The organism is Nonomuraea sp. NPDC003560 (assembly GCF_042878785.1).
Taxonomy (GTDB): Bacteria; Actinomycetota; Actinomycetes; order Streptosporangiales; family Streptosporangiaceae; genus Nonomuraea.
In genome coordinates, this window is the sequence record NZ_JBIAOF010000011.1 from 143,900 (window position 1) to 163,178 (window position 19,279).

General features: G+C 71.2%; 17 protein-coding genes, 1 tRNA gene and 1 pseudogene. 18 read left to right on the forward strand and 1 reads right to left on the reverse strand.

Translation table 11 applies throughout. From position 1 onward, the window contains the following. Positions 1–5: 5 nt before the first annotated feature. Positions 6–725, reverse strand: a complete 720-nt coding sequence (locus ACFYUV_RS36220) for a methyltransferase domain-containing protein (protein WP_358294524.1) — start codon at positions 723–725, stop codon at positions 6–8. 62 nt (positions 726–787) lie between these two features. Between ACFYUV_RS36220 and ACFYUV_RS36225 the strand changes: the two genes are divergently transcribed. The 18 genes and pseudogenes from ACFYUV_RS36225 (at position 788) to ACFYUV_RS36310 (ending at position 19,141) form a co-directional block, all read left to right on the forward strand. Then, complete coding sequence (locus ACFYUV_RS36225) at positions 788–1,159, forward strand: signal peptidase I (protein WP_358294522.1); 372 nt, start codon at positions 788–790, stop codon at positions 1,157–1,159. Between the two features lie 75 nt (positions 1,160–1,234). Beyond that, the gene (mfd, locus tag ACFYUV_RS36230) at positions 1,235–4,735 is read left to right on the forward strand and encodes a transcription-repair coupling factor (protein ID WP_387676972.1); all 3,501 of its coding nucleotides are present in this window, start codon (positions 1,235–1,237) and stop codon (positions 4,733–4,735) included. A gap of 23 nt (positions 4,736–4,758) precedes the next feature. Beyond that, positions 4,759–5,355, forward strand: a pseudogene (locus ACFYUV_RS36235) (SurA N-terminal domain-containing protein); the annotation flags it as partial. Between the two features lie 4 nt (positions 5,356–5,359). Next, positions 5,360–6,292, forward strand: coding sequence for a MazG family protein (locus ACFYUV_RS36240; protein ID WP_352353011.1), 933 nt, complete (start codon positions 5,360–5,362; stop codon positions 6,290–6,292). 75 nt (positions 6,293–6,367) lie between these two features. Next, complete coding sequence (locus tag ACFYUV_RS36245) at positions 6,368–8,296, forward strand: protein kinase (RefSeq protein WP_387676975.1); 1,929 nt, start codon at positions 6,368–6,370, stop codon at positions 8,294–8,296. 105 nt (positions 8,297–8,401) lie between these two features. Further along, positions 8,402–9,679, forward strand: a complete 1,278-nt coding sequence (gene eno, locus ACFYUV_RS36250) for a phosphopyruvate hydratase (RefSeq protein WP_358294516.1) — start codon at positions 8,402–8,404, stop codon at positions 9,677–9,679. A 71-nt stretch (positions 9,680–9,750) separates the two neighbouring features. Further along, positions 9,751–10,161, forward strand: coding sequence for a septum formation initiator family protein (locus tag ACFYUV_RS36255; RefSeq protein ID WP_387676979.1), 411 nt, complete (start codon positions 9,751–9,753; stop codon positions 10,159–10,161). Continuing rightward, positions 10,151–10,639 (forward strand): DUF501 domain-containing protein, encoded by a 489-nt coding sequence (locus tag ACFYUV_RS36260; RefSeq protein ID WP_352323567.1) that lies wholly within the window; start codon positions 10,151–10,153, stop codon positions 10,637–10,639. The genes ACFYUV_RS36255 and ACFYUV_RS36260 overlap by 11 nt, the downstream gene beginning before the upstream one ends. Beyond that, complete coding sequence (locus ACFYUV_RS36265) at positions 10,630–11,619, forward strand: exopolyphosphatase (protein ID WP_387676982.1); 990 nt, start codon at positions 10,630–10,632, stop codon at positions 11,617–11,619. Before ACFYUV_RS36260 ends, ACFYUV_RS36265 begins: the two co-directional genes overlap by 10 nt. A 146-nt stretch (positions 11,620–11,765) precedes the next feature. Beyond that, positions 11,766–13,187 carry a hypothetical protein gene (locus ACFYUV_RS36270; RefSeq protein ID WP_387676985.1) on the forward strand — a complete coding sequence of 474 codons (1,422 nt, stop codon included), beginning with the start codon at positions 11,766–11,768 and terminating at the stop codon, positions 13,185–13,187. A gap of 88 nt (positions 13,188–13,275) precedes the next feature. Beyond that, a complete protein-coding gene (locus ACFYUV_RS36275; protein WP_352323564.1) occupies positions 13,276–13,602 on the forward strand; it encodes a PadR family transcriptional regulator in 327 nt (108 codons plus the stop codon). Continuing rightward, entirely contained in the window at positions 13,599–14,519 is a 921-nt protein-coding gene (locus ACFYUV_RS36280) for a hypothetical protein (protein WP_387676988.1), read from the forward strand. Before ACFYUV_RS36275 ends, ACFYUV_RS36280 begins: the two co-directional genes overlap by 4 nt. Before the next feature lie 18 nt (positions 14,520–14,537). Then, positions 14,538–15,332 carry a uracil-DNA glycosylase gene (locus ACFYUV_RS36285; protein ID WP_387676991.1) on the forward strand — a complete coding sequence of 265 codons (795 nt, stop codon included), beginning with the start codon at positions 14,538–14,540 and terminating at the stop codon, positions 15,330–15,332. 95 nt (positions 15,333–15,427) lie between these two features. Further along, positions 15,428–16,744 carry an NAD(P)/FAD-dependent oxidoreductase gene (locus tag ACFYUV_RS36290; RefSeq protein WP_364337717.1) on the forward strand — a complete coding sequence of 439 codons (1,317 nt, stop codon included), beginning with the start codon at positions 15,428–15,430 and terminating at the stop codon, positions 16,742–16,744. An 81-nt stretch (positions 16,745–16,825) separates the two neighbouring features. Continuing rightward, positions 16,826–17,338, forward strand: a complete 513-nt coding sequence (locus ACFYUV_RS36295; RefSeq protein WP_387676995.1) for a glycine cleavage system protein R — start codon at positions 16,826–16,828, stop codon at positions 17,336–17,338. Next, a complete protein-coding gene (locus tag ACFYUV_RS36300) occupies positions 17,335–17,859 on the forward strand; it encodes a peptide deformylase (protein WP_358294502.1) in 525 nt (174 codons plus the stop codon). The genes ACFYUV_RS36295 and ACFYUV_RS36300 overlap by 4 nt, the downstream gene beginning before the upstream one ends. Positions 17,860–17,908: 49 nt before the next feature. After that, a tRNA-Leu gene (locus tag ACFYUV_RS36305) sits at positions 17,909–17,984 on the forward strand. 365 nt (positions 17,985–18,349) lie between these two features. After that, positions 18,350–19,141 (forward strand): Bax inhibitor-1/YccA family protein, encoded by a 792-nt coding sequence (locus tag ACFYUV_RS36310; protein WP_387676998.1) that lies wholly within the window; start codon positions 18,350–18,352, stop codon positions 19,139–19,141. The last annotated feature ends 138 nt before the right edge of the window (positions 19,142–19,279 follow it).

Consider the following 19,279-nt stretch of genomic DNA (forward strand, 5'->3'; position numbering starts at 1 on the left):
TGTCGCTAGAGCAGCCGGGCGAAGTGATGCTGGGGCTTCCTGATCACCATCGTGATCTCGTCGTGGGAGGCGGGGTAACGCCCGCCGCTCAGCCGGTCGACCAGCGCGACGGCGGCGGAGCCGAGCCGGCCGGCGCGGGCCGGGCCGCTGACCCGGCGCTCGTCGTCGGTGATCATCAGCCCGCGGCTCAGACAGAACGCGTGCATGCCGTCGCTGGAGGCCAGCGGCTCGTAGACGACGGGCAGCGGGCCCGGCGTGCCGGGGGTGACCAGCGTGCGCCACAACGCCCGGCGCAGCCACGACGGCGTGAGACGGTCGAGCAGCCCGTAGGCCGACTTCCTGTCGCGCATCCGCAGCAGCACCAGGCCGCCCGGTCGCAGCGACTGGAGCAGGCGGTCGAACACCAGCTCGGCGTGCTGGACGCGTTCGAGCAGGAACGACAGATGGATCACGTCGTAGGCGCGGTGCTGGAGCGGCACGCAGCGCAGGTCGCCGAGCGACCAGGCCACCAGGTCGGCGCGCTCCTCCACGACGTCTCTGATGACCGGGTGGTCCTCGTCGGCGCCCGTGGCCCTGGCCTCCAGCGGCTCCACGTCGAGCGGCTCGTCGTGGGCGCACCCCGCGACGAGTATGTCGAGCCGCCGGCTGTACCGCCCGGCCCAGTGCTCGCGGATCCGTTGACCGAAGAGGTCGCCTCGCTGGGCGACTGATCGCACCTCAGACATGTCACCTACAGTAATCAATCGAGCCGTCTCGGTTACGTACTTCCCTGCTAGCGTCCTGCCCCGTGGACGGGCAGGTTTACGTGGGGAACGCCAATATCGACGCGGCCGGCGACCGGGGCTGGCTGCTCGGTCACTTCAAACCCTTCGGCGACCCAAGACACAGTGAGGAAGTCGAGATCAAGTGGGGCGTGCACCCGGCGGGCGACGAGCGCGCCCAGTGGGTCAGGGGCGAGGAGCGCACCGCCCTGCTCGTCCTGATCAGCGGCCGGTTCCGGGTGGAGCTGCCGGGCCGCGGCGTGCTGCTGACCGAGCCGGGCGACTACGTGGTCTGGGGCAAGGGCGTGGACCACTCGTGGGTCGCCGAGGAGGAGTCGGTGGTGCTCACCGTACGCTGGCCGTCGGTCCCCGGTTACCGGGTGCCGCACCCCGAGTAGGCTGGGTGGAGACCCCCGCGACCTGACCCGGCCGGGGGTAGTTGTGTTGCCGTCGTGGGGCTGTGGGCGTATCTGATGAGTCTTTCCGGACTGCTTGACCTTGTGGCCCTGGGGGCCGGGGCCGACCCGAAGCTGACCGCCGCGCTCGAAGAGGGCGGCGACGTCTCACTGATCGCGCCCTCGGCGCTGCGGCCGTTCGGCGTGGCCGCGCTGGCCGCGCACGATCAGCGCACCGTGCTGGCCGTCACCGCCACCGGCCGGGAGGCCGAGGACCTGGCGGCGGCGCTGACGAGCCTTCTTGAGCCGAGCTCGGTCGCGGTGTTCCCGGCCTGGGAGACGCTGCCGCACGAGCGGCTCTCGCCGCGCAGCGACACCGTGGGTCAGCGCCTGGCCGTGCTGCGCAGGCTGGCGCACCCGGTCAAGGGCGACACCGCCGCCGGGCCGCTCGGCGTGGTGGTCGCCCCGGTCAGGGCGCTGCTCCAGCCGATCGTCAAGGGGCTCGGCGACCTGGAGCCGATCAGGCTGCGGGCGGGCGACGACGCCGACCTCGACGAGGTGGTCGAGCGCCTGGTCACCAACGGCTACCACCGGGTCGACATGGTGGAGAAGCGCGGCGAGGTGGCCGTGCGCGGCGGGCTGCTCGACGTGTTCCCGCCCACCGAGGAGCATCCGCTGCGGCTGGAGTTCTGGGGCGACACGGTCGAGGAGATCCGCTGGTTCAAGGTGGCCGACCAGCGCTCGCTGGAGGCGGCCGAGGACGGCCTGTTCGCGCCGCCGTGCCGCGAGCTGCTGCTGACCGGCGAGGTCAGGGCGCGGGCGCGGGAGCTGGCGCAGGAGCATCCGGCCCTCGCCGAGGTGCTCGACCAGCTCGCCGACGGCATTCCGGTCGAGGGCATGGAGGCGTTCGCGCCGGTGCTGGCGGGGGAGATGGACCTGCTGCTCGACCACCTGCCGGTCAGGTCGGCGGTGTTCGTGTGCGACCCCGAGCGCATCAGGGGCCGGGCAGAAGAGCTCGTACGCACCTCGCAGGAGTTCCTGGAGGCGTCCTGGATCAACGCGGCGGCCGGCGGCGAGGCGCCGATCGACCTGGGCGCGGCGGCCTTCCGCACGCTGGAGGAGATCCGCGGCCACGCCGACGCGCTGGGCCAGCCGTGGTGGACGATGGCGCCGTTCGGCAACGGCGTCGAGCTCGACGCCCATGACTCCGAGGCCTACCGGGGCGACACCGCCAAGGCGCTGGCCGACATCAAGGGCTGGCTGGCCGAGGACAAGGCGGTCGTGCTGCTCAGCGAGGGCCACGGGCCCGCCGAGCGCATGGTCGAGCTGCTCAAGGGCGTCGACGTGCCCGCGCGGTTGCAGCGTTTCCTGGACAAGGCGCCCGAGCCCAAGGTCGTGCACGTCTCGACCGGCCTGATCGAGCACGGGTTCATCACGCCGCGCCTGGCCGTGCTCACCCACCTCGACCTGGTGGGCCAGAAGGCGTCCACCAAGGACATGCGCCGGCTGCCCTCGCGCCGCCGCAACATGGTCGACCCGCTCCAGCTCAAGGTCGGCGACCACGTCGTGCACGAGCAGCACGGCGTCGGCCGCTACGTCGAGATGGTCCAGCGCACGGTCCAGGGCGCGACCCGCGAGTACCTGGTCATCGAGTACGCCAAGGGCGACCGCCTCTACGTGCCCACCGACCAGCTCGACGAGGTCACCCGCTACGTCGGCGGCGAGGCGCCCACGCTCAACCGCATGGGCGGCGCCGACTGGGCCAAGGCCAAGTCCAAGGCCAAGAAGGCGGTCAAGGAGATCGCCGGCGAGCTGATCAGGCTCTACTCGGCCCGCATGGCCTCGCCGGGCCACGCCTTCGGCGCCGACACGCCGTGGCAGCGGGAGATGGAGGACGCCTTCCCCTACGCCGAGACCGGCGACCAGCTCGAAGCCATCGACGAGGTCAAGCGCGACATGGAGCGCGGCGTCCCGATGGACCGGCTGATCTGCGGCGACGTCGGCTACGGCAAGACCGAGATCGCGGTGCGGGCGGCGTTCAAGGCCGTCCAGGACGGCAAGCAGGTGGCCGTGCTGGTGCCGACCACGCTGCTGGTGCAGCAGCACATGTCCACCTTCACCGAGCGGTTCTCCAGCTTCCCCGTCGCGATCAAGCCGATCTCGCGCTTCCAGACCGACGGCGAGGTCAAGGGCACGCTGGAGGGGCTGCGGTCGGGCGCGGTCGACGTGGTCATCGGCACCCACCGGCTGTTCAGCCCCGAGGTGCGCTTCAAGGACCTCGGGCTGATCATCATCGACGAGGAGCAGCGCTTCGGCGTCGAGCACAAGGAGGCCATGAAGCACCTGCGCACGCAGGTCGACGTGCTGGCCATGTCGGCCACGCCGATCCCGCGCACGCTGGAGATGGGCCTGACCGGCATCCGCGAGATGTCCACGATCCTCACGCCGCCGGAGGAGCGGCACCCGATCCTCACCTTTGTGGGGCCGTACGAGGAGAAGCAGATCGCGGCGGCGATCCGGCGCGAGCTGATGCGCGACGGCCAGATCTTCTTCGTGCACAACCGGGTGGCCTCGATCAACCGGGTGGCGGCGCGGCTGCGTGAGCTGGTCCCCGAGGCGCGCATCGCGGTCGCCCACGGCCAGATGAACGAGCACCAGCTCGAAAAGATCATGGTCGGCTTCTGGGAACGCGAGTACGACCTGCTCGTCTCCACCACGATCGTCGAGTCCGGCCTCGACGTGCCCAACGCCAACACGCTCATCGTCGACCGGGCCGACAACTACGGCCTGTCCCAGCTGCACCAGCTCAGGGGCCGGGTCGGGCGAGGCAGGGAACGCGGTTACGCGTACTTCCTCTACCCGCCGGAGAAGCCGCTGACGGAGACCGCGCACGAGCGCCTGGCCACCATCTCCCAGCACACCGAGATGGGCGCGGGCATGTACGTCGCGATGAAGGACCTGGAGATCCGCGGCGCGGGCAACGTGCTCGGCGCCGAGCAGTCGGGCTTCATCGCGGGCGTCGGCTTCGACCTCTACGTGCGCCTGATGGCCGAGGCCGTGCAGGAGCAGAAGGCGAAGCTGTCCGGGGCCGAGGTCCAGGAGGAGCAGCAGGACGTCAAGGTCGAGCTGCCCATCAACGCCCACATCCCGCACGACTACGTCACCTCCGAGCGGCTGCGGCTGGAGGCGTACAAGCGCATCGCGGCCATCACCGCGCCGATCCACATCGACGAGGTCCGCGACGAGCTCACCGACCGCTACGGCAAGCCGCCGGTGGAGGTGGAGAACCTGCTGGAGGTGGCCCGCTTCCGGATCAAGGCGCGCTCGGCCGGGCTCACCGACGTCACGCTGCAGGGCCAGAACATCAAGTTCGGCCCGGCACGGCTGCGGGAGTCGCAGCAGGTCAGGCTCGACCGGCTGTACAAGAAGGCGGTCTACAAGCAGGCGGCCGAGACGCTGCTCGTGCCGGTGCCCAAGACCAAGCCGCTGGGCGGGCAGCCGCTGCGCGACCTGGATCTGCTCAAATGGTGCGGCGACCTGGTCGAGGCGATGTTTCTTGAGCCCGCGCGGGTAAGCTAAGCGCGGTTTTTGTTCGGAAAGGGACGCATGTGAAGTCGATTCGAGTGGCTGTGGCCGCCGGTGCGGTAGGACTCGCCGCGCTGACCGCCTGCTCTTCGCCCATGGAGGCCGGAGCCGCGGCCGTGGTCGGGAGCGAGCGCATCTCGGCCCGCGACCTGACCAAGAACGTTCAGGAGTACGAGGCCGCCCTCAAGCGCGCCAACGTCTCGGCCGAGCAGCTCGGGGTGCCCGTCACCCAGTTCGTGCTCTACCGGATGGCGAACGAGAGCGCGTTCAGGCAGCTCGCGGCCAAGCACAACGTGCAGGTCAGCGAGAGCGAGGTCGACAACGCGCTCAAGGACCCGGGCCAGTACCAGTCGCCCGAGATCAACCTGATCGCCAGGGGCGTCAGCCCGGCCGACGCGCGTGGCTACCTGCGCGCGGAGCTGGGCGCGGTCAAGGTGCGCAACCAGCTCGGCGGCGCCCAGGACCAGGCCGCGCAGGAGAAGTTCGTCAAGGAGCTGACGAGCATCAAGCCGGTCTACAGCCCGCGTTACGGCGAGTTCAGCCAGCAGGGCTTCGTCGATCCGGGCCGGTTCGGCAAGTCCTCCCAGCAGGCGCAGCAGCAACAGCAGGGCTAGCCCGATGCCGCTGATCGTCGTCACCACCTCGCCCAGGGTCGCGCCGGGCCTGCTGAGCGACCAGGCCTGGCAGGCGCTGCGCTCGGGGCCCGTGCTGACCGGCTCCGCCGGTCATCCGCAGCTCCCCTACCTGGCCGCCGCCGGGATCGAGGCGGAGGTCGTCGTGCCGGACGCGGTCGCGCTGTCCAGGCGGGCGGTGCGCGAGCGGGTGGTCTGGCTCGCCGGTGACGACGAGGACTTCATGCGCGCGATCGGGCGCGCGGCCATCGCGCTCGACGAGCCGCCGCTCATCGAGGTCGTGCCCGGTTCGTACGACCTGCCCGGCTCGCGGGTGCTCGACCTGGTCGCGGTGATGGACCGGCTGCGCACCGAATGCCCGTGGGACCGCAAGCAGACGCACGAGTCGCTGGTGCCGTACCTGCTGGAGGAGTCGTACGAGGTCCTGGAGACGATCGAGCAGGGCGACTACCCGGCGCTCCGCGAGGAGCTCGGCGACCTGCTGCTCCAGGTGGTCTTCCACGCCCGCGTGGCCGAGACGTTCGACATGGACGACGTCGCCGCGGGGATCGTCGAGAAGCTCGTCCGGCGGCACCCGCACGTGTTCGGATCGGTGCGGGCCGAGAGCGCGGACGAGGTCAACGACAACTGGGAGGCGATCAAGGCGGCCGAGCGGGCGGCCAAGGGCGGCGAGTCGTCGGTGCTCGACGGCGTCCCCATGGGCCAGCCCGCGCTCGCGCTGGCCGCCCAGCTGCTGCGCAGGGCCGAGCGGGCCGGTGCGCCCGAGGCGCTGGCGGCCGCGATCGGCCAGGGGGTGGCGCGCGAGCTGTTCGACCTCGTACGCCGGGCGCAGGAGGCCGGGCTGGACCCCGAGGCCGAGCTGCGCGCCGCGGCCCGTGCCTACCGCGACCGCGTACGCGCGTGGGAGTCCAACGCCTGACCGCCCTGGTTGTCGGAAGAAGTCACCCAATGCCAGGATCCTCGGGGGCTTGAACCGGCGAGCCGAGGGGGACTGGTGGTGGAGCTGAGACCGCTGCGCTCGGGGGAGCCGCGGGAGGTGGCGGGCTACCGCCTGCTCGGCCGGCTGGGCGACGGCGGCCAGGGATCGGTGTTCCTCGGCCGCGACGCGGGCGGCGGCCACGCGGCCGTCAAGGTGCTGCATCCGCGCCTGCTGGGCGACGAGCGGGCCACCCGCCGGTTCCTGCGGGAGAGCACGACCGCCGCCAAGGTGGCCGGCGCGCGCACGGCGCGGATCTACGGCAGCGGGCTGGCCGAGGGGCGGCCGTACATCGTCAGCGAGTTCATCGACGGGCCGTCCCTGCACGACCTGGTCCTCGACGGCGGCCCGCTGACCGGCGGCGAGCTGGACCGGCTGGCGGCCGGCACGATCACGGCCCTGACCGCCATCCACGGCGCGGGCATCGTGCACCGCGACTTCAAGCCGAGCAACGTGCTGATGGGCCAGGACGGCCCCCGCGTGATCGACTTCGGCATCGCCAAGGACCTGGACGTCTCCACCACGGCGAGCAGCGTCGTCGGCACGCCGGGGTACATGTCGCCGGAGCAGATCGCGGGGGAGAGCGCGACGGCCGCCTCCGACGTCTTCAGCTGGGCGGCCACCATCGGGTTCGCCGCCACGGGGGAGCCGCTGTTCGGCCGGGACTCGATCCCGGCCGTGATGAACCGGATCCTGCACGCCGAGCCGGATCTGCGCGAGGTGCCCGAGCCGCTGCGCGCGGTGCTGGCGGCGTGCCTGGCCAAGGAGCCGCGGGCGCGGCCGTCGGCCGACGACGTGCTGGCGCGGCTGCTGGGCCGTACGGCGCCGCGCGGGCACGTCCGCGGGCATGTCCGTGCGGACGTCGGCGGGCGCGTCGGCGGGCACGTCCGTGGGCGGGCGCGGCCCGGGGCGGGTGAGGTGCGGGAGGCGCCGTCCGGCGGGCGTCCGGTGACGCGGCGGAGGTGGGCCGCCGCCGGGGTCGGCGTGCTCGTCGTCGTGGGGGTGGTGGCCGGGGCGTTGTGGCGGAACGCCGGCCTGCCCTCCGGCGGCGGGGACGGCGGGCAGGCGGGGGCGTTCGGCGTCGAGCTCGGCCCCGAGTTCGGGCCCGAGCCGGGGGCCCAGGTGGCGGCGATGGCCATCGGTCACCACAAGGGCGCGCCCGTCGTCGTCTACGCCGAGCGGGCGGGCAACTCGATCGAGGTGTGGGACCCGCGTGCCGGCGAGCCGCTCGACCGGCTCGCGAACGCCGGCCCCACGCCGGTGCGCTCGCTGCTGCTGGTCCCGGTGGGCGGCCGGCAGACGGCGGTCTGGACGGGCACGGACGGCGCCGTGCGGCGCTGGCGCATCGGCGACGCCCGCCCCGGCGCGTGGCACTCGGTGTGCCCGTCGGAGGCCCGCCTGGCGCCCGGCCAGTGGCGCAAGCAGCCCGCGGTCGTGATCGGCTGCCGCGACGGCCGGGTCGTGACGCTCGACCTGGCCTCCAACCGCGTCGTCGCCAGCACCAGGGCCGCCGCCGGCCCGGTCACCGCCCTGGCCTGGGACGAGGCCACCGGCAAGGCCCTCGTCGGCACCGGCCGGGGCCTGGTGGGCGCGGCCGGCGGGCTGCTCGGCGAGGGCAAGGGCGAGGTGCGCTCGGTCGCCGCGTTCGGCGACGGCCACGCCGCCGTCACCACGGGCCGCTCGACCGCCGTGTACGACCTGGCCAGCGGCGCCTTCGTGCGCGGCTTCACCACTGGCGCGGCGGGCGCCGGCGTCACGGCCGCGGGCGGCCGCCGGATGATCGCCGGCGGCGGCGACGGTGTCACCGTCTGGAACGCCGACCGCGGCGAGCGGCTGGGCGGCCTCGCGCCGGGCAGGAAGGTCACCGCCCTGGCGGTGGGCGACGGGCTGCTGGTCGCCGCGACCGGCGGCCGCCTCCAGGCCTGGAGCCTGTCCCCGGCCAGCTGACCCACGGCGGGCCCGAGGCTCGGTGGCCGGACCGTGCCGTACCGGTGGGCCGGGGTACCGATAGGCTCTGATGGCATATTGCCTTTCGATTTAGGAGCGCAACCCGTGGCTACCATCGAGGTCGTTTACGCTCGCGAGATCCTCGACTCCCGGGGCAACCCCACGGTCGAGGTCGAGGTCGTGCTCGACGACGGCAGCAGCGGCCGCGCCGCCGTGCCGAGCGGGGCGTCCACCGGCCAGTTCGAGGCGGTCGAGCTGCGTGACGGCGGCAAGCGCTATGGCGGCAAGGGCGTGGAGAAGGCCGTGCTCGCCGTGACCGACGAGATCTTCGAGGAGATCAACGGGGTCGAGGCCGAGGACCAGCGCATCATCGACCAGATCATGATCGACCTCGACCGCACGCCCAACAAGGCCAAGCTGGGCGCCAACGCCATCCTGGGCGTCTCGCTCGCCGTCGCCAAGGCCGCGGCCGACAGCGCCGACCTGCCCCTGTTCCGCTACGTCGGCGGCCCCAACGCCCACGTGCTGCCCGTGCCGATGATGAACATCCTCAACGGCGGCGCGCACGCCGACACCAACGTCGACATCCAGGAGTTCATGATCGCGCCGATCGGGGCGGAGACGTTCCGCGAGGCCGTGCGCATGGGCACCGAGGTCTACCACGCGCTCAAGGGCGTGCTGAAGGAGAAGGGCTACGCGACGGGCCTGGGCGACGAGGGCGGCTTCGCCCCCAACCTGCCCTCCAACCGCGACGCCCTCGACCTGATCCTGGTCGCGATCGAGCGGGCCGGCTACGTGCCGGGCGAGGACGTGGCGCTGGCCCTCGACGTGGCCGCCTCCGAGTTCCACAAGGACGGCGTCTACACGATCGACGGCAAGGGCGTCTCGGCGCAGGAGCTCATCGCCTTCTACGCGGACCTGGTCGCCAACTACCCACTCGTCTCCATCGAGGACCCCCTCGACGAGGAGGACTGGGAGGGCTGGAAGGCCATCACCGAGGCCCTCGGCGACAAGGTGCAGCTGGTCGGCGACGACCTGTTCGTCACCAACCCCGAGCGGCTGGCGCGCGGCATCGACGAGGGCACCGCCAACGCCCTGCTGGTCAAGGTCAACCAGATCGGCACGCTGTCGGAGACCCTTGACGCCGTCGACCTGGCCCACCGCAACGGCTACCGGTGCATGATGAGCCACCGTTCCGGCGAGACCGAGGACACGACGATCGCCGACCTGGCGGTGGCGGTCAACTGCGGCCAGATCAAGACCGGCGCCCCGGCGCGGTCCGACCGCGTGGCCAAGTACAACCAGTTGCTGCGCATCGAGGAGCTTCTCGACGACGCCGCCCGCTACGCGGGTCGCGCGGCTTTTCCGCGGTTCCGGCGCTAGTTTCGACTGACGGTCCGCGGCCTGGGAAGGTCTGACGGCCGCGGGCCGTACGTCGAAGGGGGTGTGCAGCATTGGCGAAGAGGCCGCAGCTGACCGGGCGGGCCGCCATCCTCGCGGTCGTGGTGTGCGCGATCGCGATGAGCCTGGCCTACCCTGTGCGCGAGTACATCAGCCTGCGCCGCAGCATCGCCGAGCTGCAGGCGGAGAAGGCCAGGGTCGAGGCCGAGCGGCAGACGCTGCTGGCCCGCGACCGGCAGAGCGACGATCCCAACTGGATCAAGCGCACCGCCAAGGAGCGGCTGCACTTCTGCGGCCCCGGCGAGAAGTGCTATGTGGTGATGGAGCCCGAGAAGGGCAAGGAGCAGACGGCCGTGAAGCAGCCCGTCGAGGTGCCGCCGTGGTACCAGACGCTGTGGGAGTCGGTGGAGGCCGCCGACAAGGGCACGGGCCGCAGAGCGGTGGAGAGCAGCAGTGGAAAGTGACGACGTCGAGGCGGTCCAGCGGCAGCTCGGCCGGCCGCCCAGAGGGCTGCGCGGAGTGGCCCACCGCTGCCCGTGCGGCAACCCCGACGTGGTGGAGACCGCGCCGCGGCTGCCCGACGGGTCGCCGTTCCCGACCCTGTACTACCTGACCTGCCCCAAGGCCGCCTCGGCCATCGGCACGCTCGAAGGCTCCGGCCTGATGCGCGAGATGCAGGCCAGGCTGGCCAGCGACCCCGACCTGGCGGCCGCCTACCAGGCCGCGCACGACGACTACGTCGCCAGGCGCGACAAGGCGGCCCACGACGAGGGCATGGAGCCGCTGCCCCGCGACATGCAGAGCACCGGCGGCATGCCGCTGCGGGTGAAGTGCCTGCACGCCCTGGTGGCGCACGAGCTGGCGGTGCCGGGGAGCAACCCGTTCGGCAGGGAGGCGCTCGACGCGCTCCCCGACTGGTGGAGTGACGGACCATGCGTGTAGCCGCCATCGACTGCGGCACCAACTCGGTGCGCCTGCTCATCGCCGACGTCCGCGACGACACGCTGCACGACGTCGAGCGGCGGATGGAGATCGTCCGGCTGGGGCAGGGGGTCGACCGCACCGGCATGCTGGCGCCCGACGCGCTGGAGCGCACGTTCAAGGCGATGCGTTCCTACCGGGAGCTGATCGACCGGCACGGCGCGGTCGCGACCAGGGTGGTGGCCACGAGCGCGACCCGCGACGCGGGCAACCGGCAGGAGTTCGCCGACGGCGTCCGCGAGATCTTCGGCGTGACGCCCGAGGTCGTGACGGGGGCGGAGGAGGCCGAGCTGTCGTTCAGGGGGGCGACCAGGGGCCTGCTGCGCATCTCGCCGGAGACCGAGATGCCGCAGGGCCCGCTGCCGCCCTACCTGGTGGTGGACATCGGCGGCGGTTCCACGGAGTTCGTGGTCGGCTCCGAGCACGCCGAGGCCGCGCTGTCGGTGGACATCGGCTGCGTCCGGCTGACCGAACGCCACCTGAGGGACGCCGGCGACCCGCCGCCGGCCCCGGCGCTGGAGGCCGTCGTCGCCGACATCGAGGCGGCCCTCGACCGGGTCGAGGAGGCGGTGCCCGTCGAGCGGGCGCACACGCTGGTCGGCCTGGCGGGCTCGGTGACCACGATCGCGGGCATCGCCCTCGGCCTGCCGGCCTACGACTCCGAGCGCATCCACCACTCCAGGATCACCGCCGAAGAGGTTCACGAGGTGACGCGGCGGCTGCTGGCGATGACCCATGGTGATCGCGCGCGGATTCCGGTGATGCATCCTGGGCGGGTTGACGTGATTGGCGCCGGTGCGCTAATTCTTGACCGGATCGTGCGTCGTTTTGCGTTTTCGCAGGTCGTCGTCAGCGAACACGACATCTTGGATGGAATCGCCTGGTCTCTCGCCGGCCGAGATAGCCAAATCCGGACATTTCCGATCTATGACCCGTGTTGAGCGTGCAATCACTATTGTGATTAGGTAAAGGCGCAAAACGGGGGCTTTGCCATATTGCTGTGCACGGAAGGTGACGGCGTGGCGACCGTTCCCGAGCGCGTCTTTTCCCTCACGGAATGGAGCACTCTCACATGATGTCTGTTGGGTTGGCACGTAAGGCGGCGGCGTTCGGCGCCTCCGCCGCCGTGCTGGCCGCCATGGCAGCGGGCCTGGTAGCCAGCCCCGCTCAGGCGGCGACCTCGGCCGCGGCCGGCAAGGCCGGCACGGCCACCGCGGCCAAGTCCTCCAAGGTCTCGGTCACCGCACCGAAGGCCGCCGACCAGGACTACCAGGGTTCCTGCCCGGTCAAGGTCAACTTCTCGGCCAAGATCAACGTCCCGGTCAAGGGCAAGACCGAGCTCGCCTACCGTTGGCTCCACGGTGACGGGTCCAAGGGCAAGGTCCAGGTTGTCAAGCTCAAGGGCCACGGCACCAAGTCGGTCACCGTCAAGGAGTCGGTGACCTTCAAGGGTGACGTCAAGGGCTGGGAGGCCGTCCAGGTCCTCGGTCCGAAGAAGGTCACGTCCAAGAAGGGCTACTTCTCGGTCTCGTGTGTCGACCTCGGTGGCGTCCGTACGGACAAGGACGTGTCGGTCTCGGCTCGCGCCTGGGCCAACCCCTCGTCCTACGAGGGCGTCTGCACCCTGGGTGACAAGATCGACTTCACCGGTCTGATCAGCGTCAACCACCCGACCTGGGTCCGCTACCGCTGGATCCTGAACGGTGAGGTCGTCGACCACGGCAAGGTCAAGGTCTGGAACAAGCGCAAGGTCGGCTTCGGCATCTCCCCGCGTCACAGCCAGCGTGGCTGGGCGCAGCTGGAGATCGTCGGCCCCGACGACGCCCTGTCCAACCGCGCCTACTACAAGGTGTGGTGCAAGGACTCGACCCCCGCTCCCGCTGTCAAGGTGTCGGCCACCAACCTGGTGACGGCCACCAACCACAACGGCTGCAAGGTCGGCGCGCACGCCACGGTCAGCGCGACCGGCGCCGCGCGCGTCCAGTACACCTGGGCGGTCAACGGCCAGTCCGTGGCCAAGGGCGAGAGCCTCTTCGCGGGCAGCGGTTCCAAGACCGTCGAGCTCTCCGAGCAGGCGCTGACCGGCGAGGCCGCCAAGGGTGGCAAGATCACCCTGACGGTCACCGGCCCGAACAACAACGACTCGATCACGCAGTCGTACGCGGCGTGCGAGGCTCCCAAGCCCACCGCGTCCGTGTCGGCCGTGTCGGTCTCGGGCACCCGCACCGACATGTGCAAGGACAACCGTGGTCCCGGCGTGGACTTCTCGGCCACCCTGCACAGCACCGGCCCGACCACCGTCAAGTACTACTGGGTGGTCGACGGCGTCAAGGACGTCAACGTCCTTGAGCGTCAGGTCAACGGCGACCTCGCCGTGACCTGGGGCGTCGGTGGCACGCACAACAGCAAGGAGACGAAGGGCACCATCGAGCTCGTCGTCGTCAGCCCCAACGCCGCCTCGTCGGGCGTCGCCAACTACTCGGCGACCTGCCCGAAGACCGACGCCTAAGCTGATCATGTGACCGGGCGGCACCCTTCCGGGAGCCGCCCGGTTCTCTTGTTGCCACTACTGCGCATAGCGCAGTACTCTGCTTCGCGTGGATAGCAGCCAGTTGCTCAAGGGCGTGCTCGACCTGGCCGTGCTGGCCGTGCTCGCCGAGCGCGACGGCTACGGCTACGACGTCGTGCGCCGGCTCAGGGAGGCGGGCCTGGAAGAGGTGGGCGACGCCTCCGTCTACGGCACGCTGCGCCGCCTGTTCAAGGCCGGCGCGCTCAACTCCTACGTCGTGGCCTCCGACGAGGGCCCCCACCGCAAGTACTACGGGCTCAACGAGGTCGGCCGCACCCTGTACGCCACCTCCGCCAAGCGGTGGGCGTCGTTCGCGGCCACCATGGATTCCCTGCTCAAGGAGGGCCACGCATGACCACGCCGGAACAGTACGCGCAGGCCGTCCGCGACGCCCTGGCCGGTCACCCCGACCGCGAGGAGCTGATCGAGGACCTCGACGACCATCTGGCCGAGATCGCGGCCGAGTCCGACCTGCCGCTGGAGGATCGGCTCGGGCCGCCCGCCGCGTACGCGGAGGAGCTGGTGGCCGCCTATGGAGGGCGTCCTCAGAGCCGCCGGAGTCGCCGTCCGCGGCCGCGCGTGTGGGCGGCGCGGGCGCATGCCGGGCTGCTGCGGCACAAGCCGTACCGGAGCTTCGTGGCCTTCCTGCCCGAGCTGCGGCCCGGCTGGTGGGTGCTGCGCGGCTACCTGCTGGCCATGCTGCTGCTGGCGATCACGGCGGGCGGCGGCGTCGTCCCGGGGAACCTGGCGGAGTGGGCGCTCGTGGCGGTGGCGGTGTGGGTCTCGGTGTGGTTCGGCCGGGCCCGCGGGGGGCGCTTCGCCGCGCTGCTGGCCACGGGCGTCAACGTGCTGGCGGGGCTGGCGCTGCTCGCCGGCATGGCGACGGTCTCCGACCGGGACGACCAGCCGGTCGCGATGGCGGCGCCGGCCGACGTGATGCTGGTCGGCGGCGGCCTCGACGTCTACAACATCAAGCCGTACGCCAAGGACGGCAGCCCGCTGACCGACGTCTACCTCTACGACCAGGACGGCAAACCGATCACGGTCAGCCCCGAGGACCACGGGTACATGGTCGACCGGTCCTGCGGCGAGCCGGTGCTCAACCGCTACCCGCTGCCGCTGGTCCAGCAGCAGGAGATGATGGCCGACAACGGCATGCCCACGGCCGCGCCCGCCGCGTGCCCGACGGCCTCCACGGCGCCCCTGGCCCCGTCGGCGACGCCGGCGCCGACCGCCACCGCCACCACACCCGTGCCCGGGAAGACGAGGTGATCGGGCACCATCGGTGTCATGAGCTTCGTACCACCCGGCACCGGCTGGCCCGGCGATCCCGCCACCCCTGACACCCCGGTGGCCCATGACCCCGCGGACGTGCGCCGTCTCGCCTCCACCACCGGCACCCTCGCGGAGCTCACGGCCGCGCAGTCCGTCTGCCGCGCCTGCCCGCGTCTGGTGGAGTGGCGCGAGGAAGTGGCGCGCGTGCGGCGGCGCGCGTTCGCGGACGAGACGTACTGGGGCCGTCCCGTCCCCGGGTGGGGGGCCGAGCGGCCGAAGGTGCTGCTGGTCGGCCTGGCCCCGGCGGCCCACGGGGGCAACAGGACGGGCCGCATCTTCACCGGCGACCGCAGCGGCGACTGGCTGTTCGCCTCGCTCCACCGCTGCGGCCTGGCGGCCAAGGAGACCAGCACGTACGCCGGCGACGGCCAGGAGCTCATCGACACCAGGGTGCTGGCGTCGGTGCGCTGCGCGCCTCCGGCCAACAAGCCCACGCCGGAGGAGAAGGCCACCTGCTTCCCGTGGATGGCGCGGGAGGTGGCGATGGTGGCGGGGAGCGTACGGGCGGTGGTGGCGCTCGGCGGGTTCGCCTGGCAGGCCATGTGGCCCGCGCTCAAGGACGCCGGCTACGAGCTGCCGCGCACCCGCCCCCGGTTCGGCCACGGCGTCGAGGTCGAGGTCCGGCACGACGCCGCCCCCGTCACCCTGATCGGCTGCTACCACCCCAGCCAGCAGAACACCTTCACCGGCCGCGTCACCGCCCAGATGCTGGACGACGTCTTCCTCCGGGCCAGGTCACTGGCGGTGTGACGCGTCCCACCATCCCAGGGTTGGACTCTCCGGAAGGGCCCGACGTAAGCTTGTGAATGCTTTCACAAGCATTCCACGAGGGATGGGGCCTCAGGATGAACAAGCACATCTTGATCGTCGGCGGCGGGTACGTCGGCCTGTACACCGCGCTCAGGCTGCAGCGCAAGCTCCACCGCGAGCTGCGCGGCGGCGAGGCGCGCATCACGATCATCGATCCCCAGTCCTACATGACCTACCAGCCGTTCCTGCCGGAGGCGGCGGCGGGCAACCTCTCGCCCAGGCACATGGTGGCCCCGCTGCGCCGGATCCTCCCCAAGGTGCGCATACTCAACGGCACGGTCACCAAGGTCGACCACGCCGAGCGCGTCGTCACCTTCCAGCCCGCCGAGGGCGAGCCGCGCCAGGTGGCCTACGACGTGATCGTGATGGCCGCCGGGTCGATCTCGCGTACGCTGCCGATCCCCGGGCTGACCGACATCGGCATCGGGTTCAAGACCGTCGGCGAGGCCATCGCGCTGCGCAACCGCGTGCTGCACCTGCTCGACGTGGCAGAGTCGACCGTCGATCCCGAGGTGCGGCGCAGGGCGCTCACGTTCGTGGTGGTCGGGGCCGGCTTCGCCGGCGTGGAGGCGCTGGCCGAGCTGGAGGACATGGCCAAGGACTCCACCCGCTACTACCGCAACATCACCCCGGCCGACCTGCGCTGGGTCCTCGTCGAGGCCACGAACCGGGTGCTGCCCGAGGTCGGCCCCGAGATGGGCAAGTGGACGCTGGAGCAGCTGCGCGAACGCGGCATCGAGGTCAAGCTGGACACCAGGCTGGAGTCGTGCGAGGGCGGCCACGTCGTGCTCAGCGACGGCACCGAGTTCGACGCCGAGACCCTGGTGTGGACGGCGGGCGTCAAGCCGAGCCCGGTCGTCAACGACAGCGACCTGCCCCTGGACGAGCGGGGCCGGATCAAGACCACCGCCGCCCTGACCGTCGCCGGCACCCGCGACGCCTTCGCCGCCGGCGACGCGGCCGGGGTGCCCGACGTGACGAACCCGGGCCAGTACTGCGCACCCAACGCCCAGCACGCCGTGCGCCAGGCCAAGGTGCTGGCCGACAACATCGTCCGGCACCTGCGGGGCGAGCAACTGGTCGATTACCGCCACAAGTATGTCGGATCGGTCGCCGGACTGGGCCTGCATCAGGGCGTCGCCAATGTCTATGGCGTCAAGCTGCGCGGTTTCCCTGCGTGGTTCATGCACCGCACCTACCATCTGTCGCGGGTGCCGACGCTGAACCGCAAGGTCCGTGTCGTCGTCGACTGGACCCTGGCCCTGTTCTTCAAGCGAGAGACCATCTCGCTGGGTGAGATGGAGCATCCGCGCGACGGGTTCAGGGCCGCGGTGGCGACGACCCGCCGCTAGCCCAGATACGGCAGCGCCCCGGCGAGCATCGCCGGGGCGTTTTCGGCACCCCTGGACAGAAATGCGGAAGGGGTACCACGGGTGGGGCTCTCAGCGGTGACCGTGCTCGGTGTGGACCGGCCCGGCGTGATCGCCGCCGTCACCGGTTCGCTGGCCGACTGCGGCGCGAACATCCAGGACTCGACCATGACGCTGCTCGGCGGGTACGTGGCGATGATGCTGCTGGTCTCCGGCGACCTCGACTCCGCCGAGCTGACCAAGCGGCTCGGCGCGCCCGAGCTGGTGGTCTCCGCCTCGGCGATCGAGGCGCGGCGGCACTTCTGCGACGACGGCGGCGGCCTCGGCTACGTCCTGACCGTGCACGGCCCCGACCGGCCGGGCATCATCTCGGCCGTCAGCGCCGTGCTGGCCGCCGACGGCGGCAACATCACCGGCATGAGCACCCGGCTCACCGGCCGCCTCTACGTGCTCATCGCCGACGTCGAGCTGCCCAAGGACGTCGACGTCGCCGCCCTCATGCGCCGGCTGGCGGCGGTCGGGGCCGGGCTCGACTCGGAGATCACCTTCCGTCCCGTCGAGCCGGACCTGCTGTGACGGGCGCCAGAGGCACCCCGCGCCAGGTGCTCGGCGCGCCGCACCCGGCGCTGTCGGCCAGGGCCGAGCCGGTCGACCCGGCGGCCCCCGAGACCGTGCGGGCCGCGGCCGACCTGCTCGCCACCCTGCGCGGGGAGACGGCCATGACGGGGCTGGCCGCCCCGCAGATCGGCCTGAGGTGGCGGCTGATCGCCTTCAACGCCTGGGCCCACCCCCGGGCCCGGTCATGGGCCGGGGAGCTCGTCCTGGTCAACCCTCGCCTCACGAGCGCCTCCCACTGGGACGGCGGGCGCGAGGGGTGCGCGTCCATCGCGGGGCTCATGGCCGACGTGCGACGGGCGACGCGTATCACCGTACATGGGCATTTGCCGGGCACAGGGGAGCCGGTCGTCATCGAGGCGGACGCCTTCGAGGCCCGCTGCATTCAGCACCAACTGGACCATCTGGACGGTCTACTCTTCTTGGACAGAGTGCCAGGGGCGCTATCACTTCACCGCAGACTTCACAGTTGTGACGCCTGATGCGAAGTTGTGCTCCTCGGAAGCATGGTCCGTTTCGTATGATTGCGGCGCCCCCGTAGCCCAATGGCAGAGGCAAACCCCTTAAAAGGGTTGTAGTGCGGGTTCGAATCCCGCCGGGGGCACCATTCTTAAGTGTCCCCGACCTGGGGTTTTCTCCGAGTGAAGCGCCTTGTCGCATCCGGTGGTTCACTACTGCTGTCAACCCGTCACACAATGCTTCCAGTCGTTTGCCGGGAAGACCCGGTCCGGTGAGGCATCCGGAAGATTCCGTTTTCATCACGAAACCCAACAGAACCCGGTTTCCATTGGTTGCGACGCAGTTACTCGCCCCCCGGCCGCCGGCCCCGGACGGCCGTCCCGGGCTCGGGAACTCGCGCGAGGTCACGTTCGTTGTCCTCGCTGCCGAAGTCCCCCCGACGAACTTCGATCTGAGCGTGAGTTGACCTAGGTGCCGCCAGGCCCCGTAGGCTCGGCGCCACAGGAGGCAGCGATGGAGAGCAAGAACCCCGTATTCGGCAGGGCGCGCCAGCAGCGCGCGGGTTGGGCCGGCCCGGCCCCGTCACCCGACACCCTGCGGAACATGTACGACGCCCCGTCGTACGCACCCCCGGCCCCGCCCGCCTACCGGGCGATGACCCTCGACGACGTCGTCGTCCGGGGCTTCCTCACCCTCGGAGCGCTCGTCGTGGCCGCCGCCGCGACGTGGGTGCTCAACGTCCCCCCGATGGTGGCCGTCGGCGCCGCCGTCGTGGCCCTCATCCTCGGCCTGATCGCCTCGTTCACCCAGAGCACCAACCCGGCGCTCATCCTGGGCTACGCGGTGTTCGAGGGCGTCTTCCTCGGCAAGATCAGCCAGCTGTTCGAGGGCGCCATCAGCGGCATCGTCTTCCAGGCGGTGCTCGGCACGGCCTTCGCCTTCGGCGCGGTGCTGACCGTCTACTCGCTGCGGGTCGTCCGCGTCACCCCCAAGCTGGTCAGGTACGGCATGGCGGCCGCCATCGCGGTGGTCGGGCTGGTGCTGGTCAACCTGCTGGTCGGCATCTTCAACGGCGTCGGGCTCGGCCTGCGCACCGACAGCCCGCTCGGCTACATCTTCAGCATCGTCATGATCCTGATCGGCTGCTTCTTCCTGCTCCTCGACTTCGACTCGATCGAGCAGGGCGTGCGCCAGGGCGTCCCGGACAAGTTCGCCTGGCAGTGCGCGTTCGGCCTCATGCTGAGCCTGGTCTGGATCTACCTTGAGGTGCTCCGCCTCATCAGCTATTTCACCGGCGACGACTGATCGTTCATCTCCTGGGGGCCTCGCCGTAACCGGCGGGGCCCTCTCTTTGTGCGACCGGAAATCTACCTGCCGTCACAGAATGATGCCTGGCCGGGGGGTTGCCATTCGCAGCGCGGTGTTGCAGTGTCGAGCAAAGGA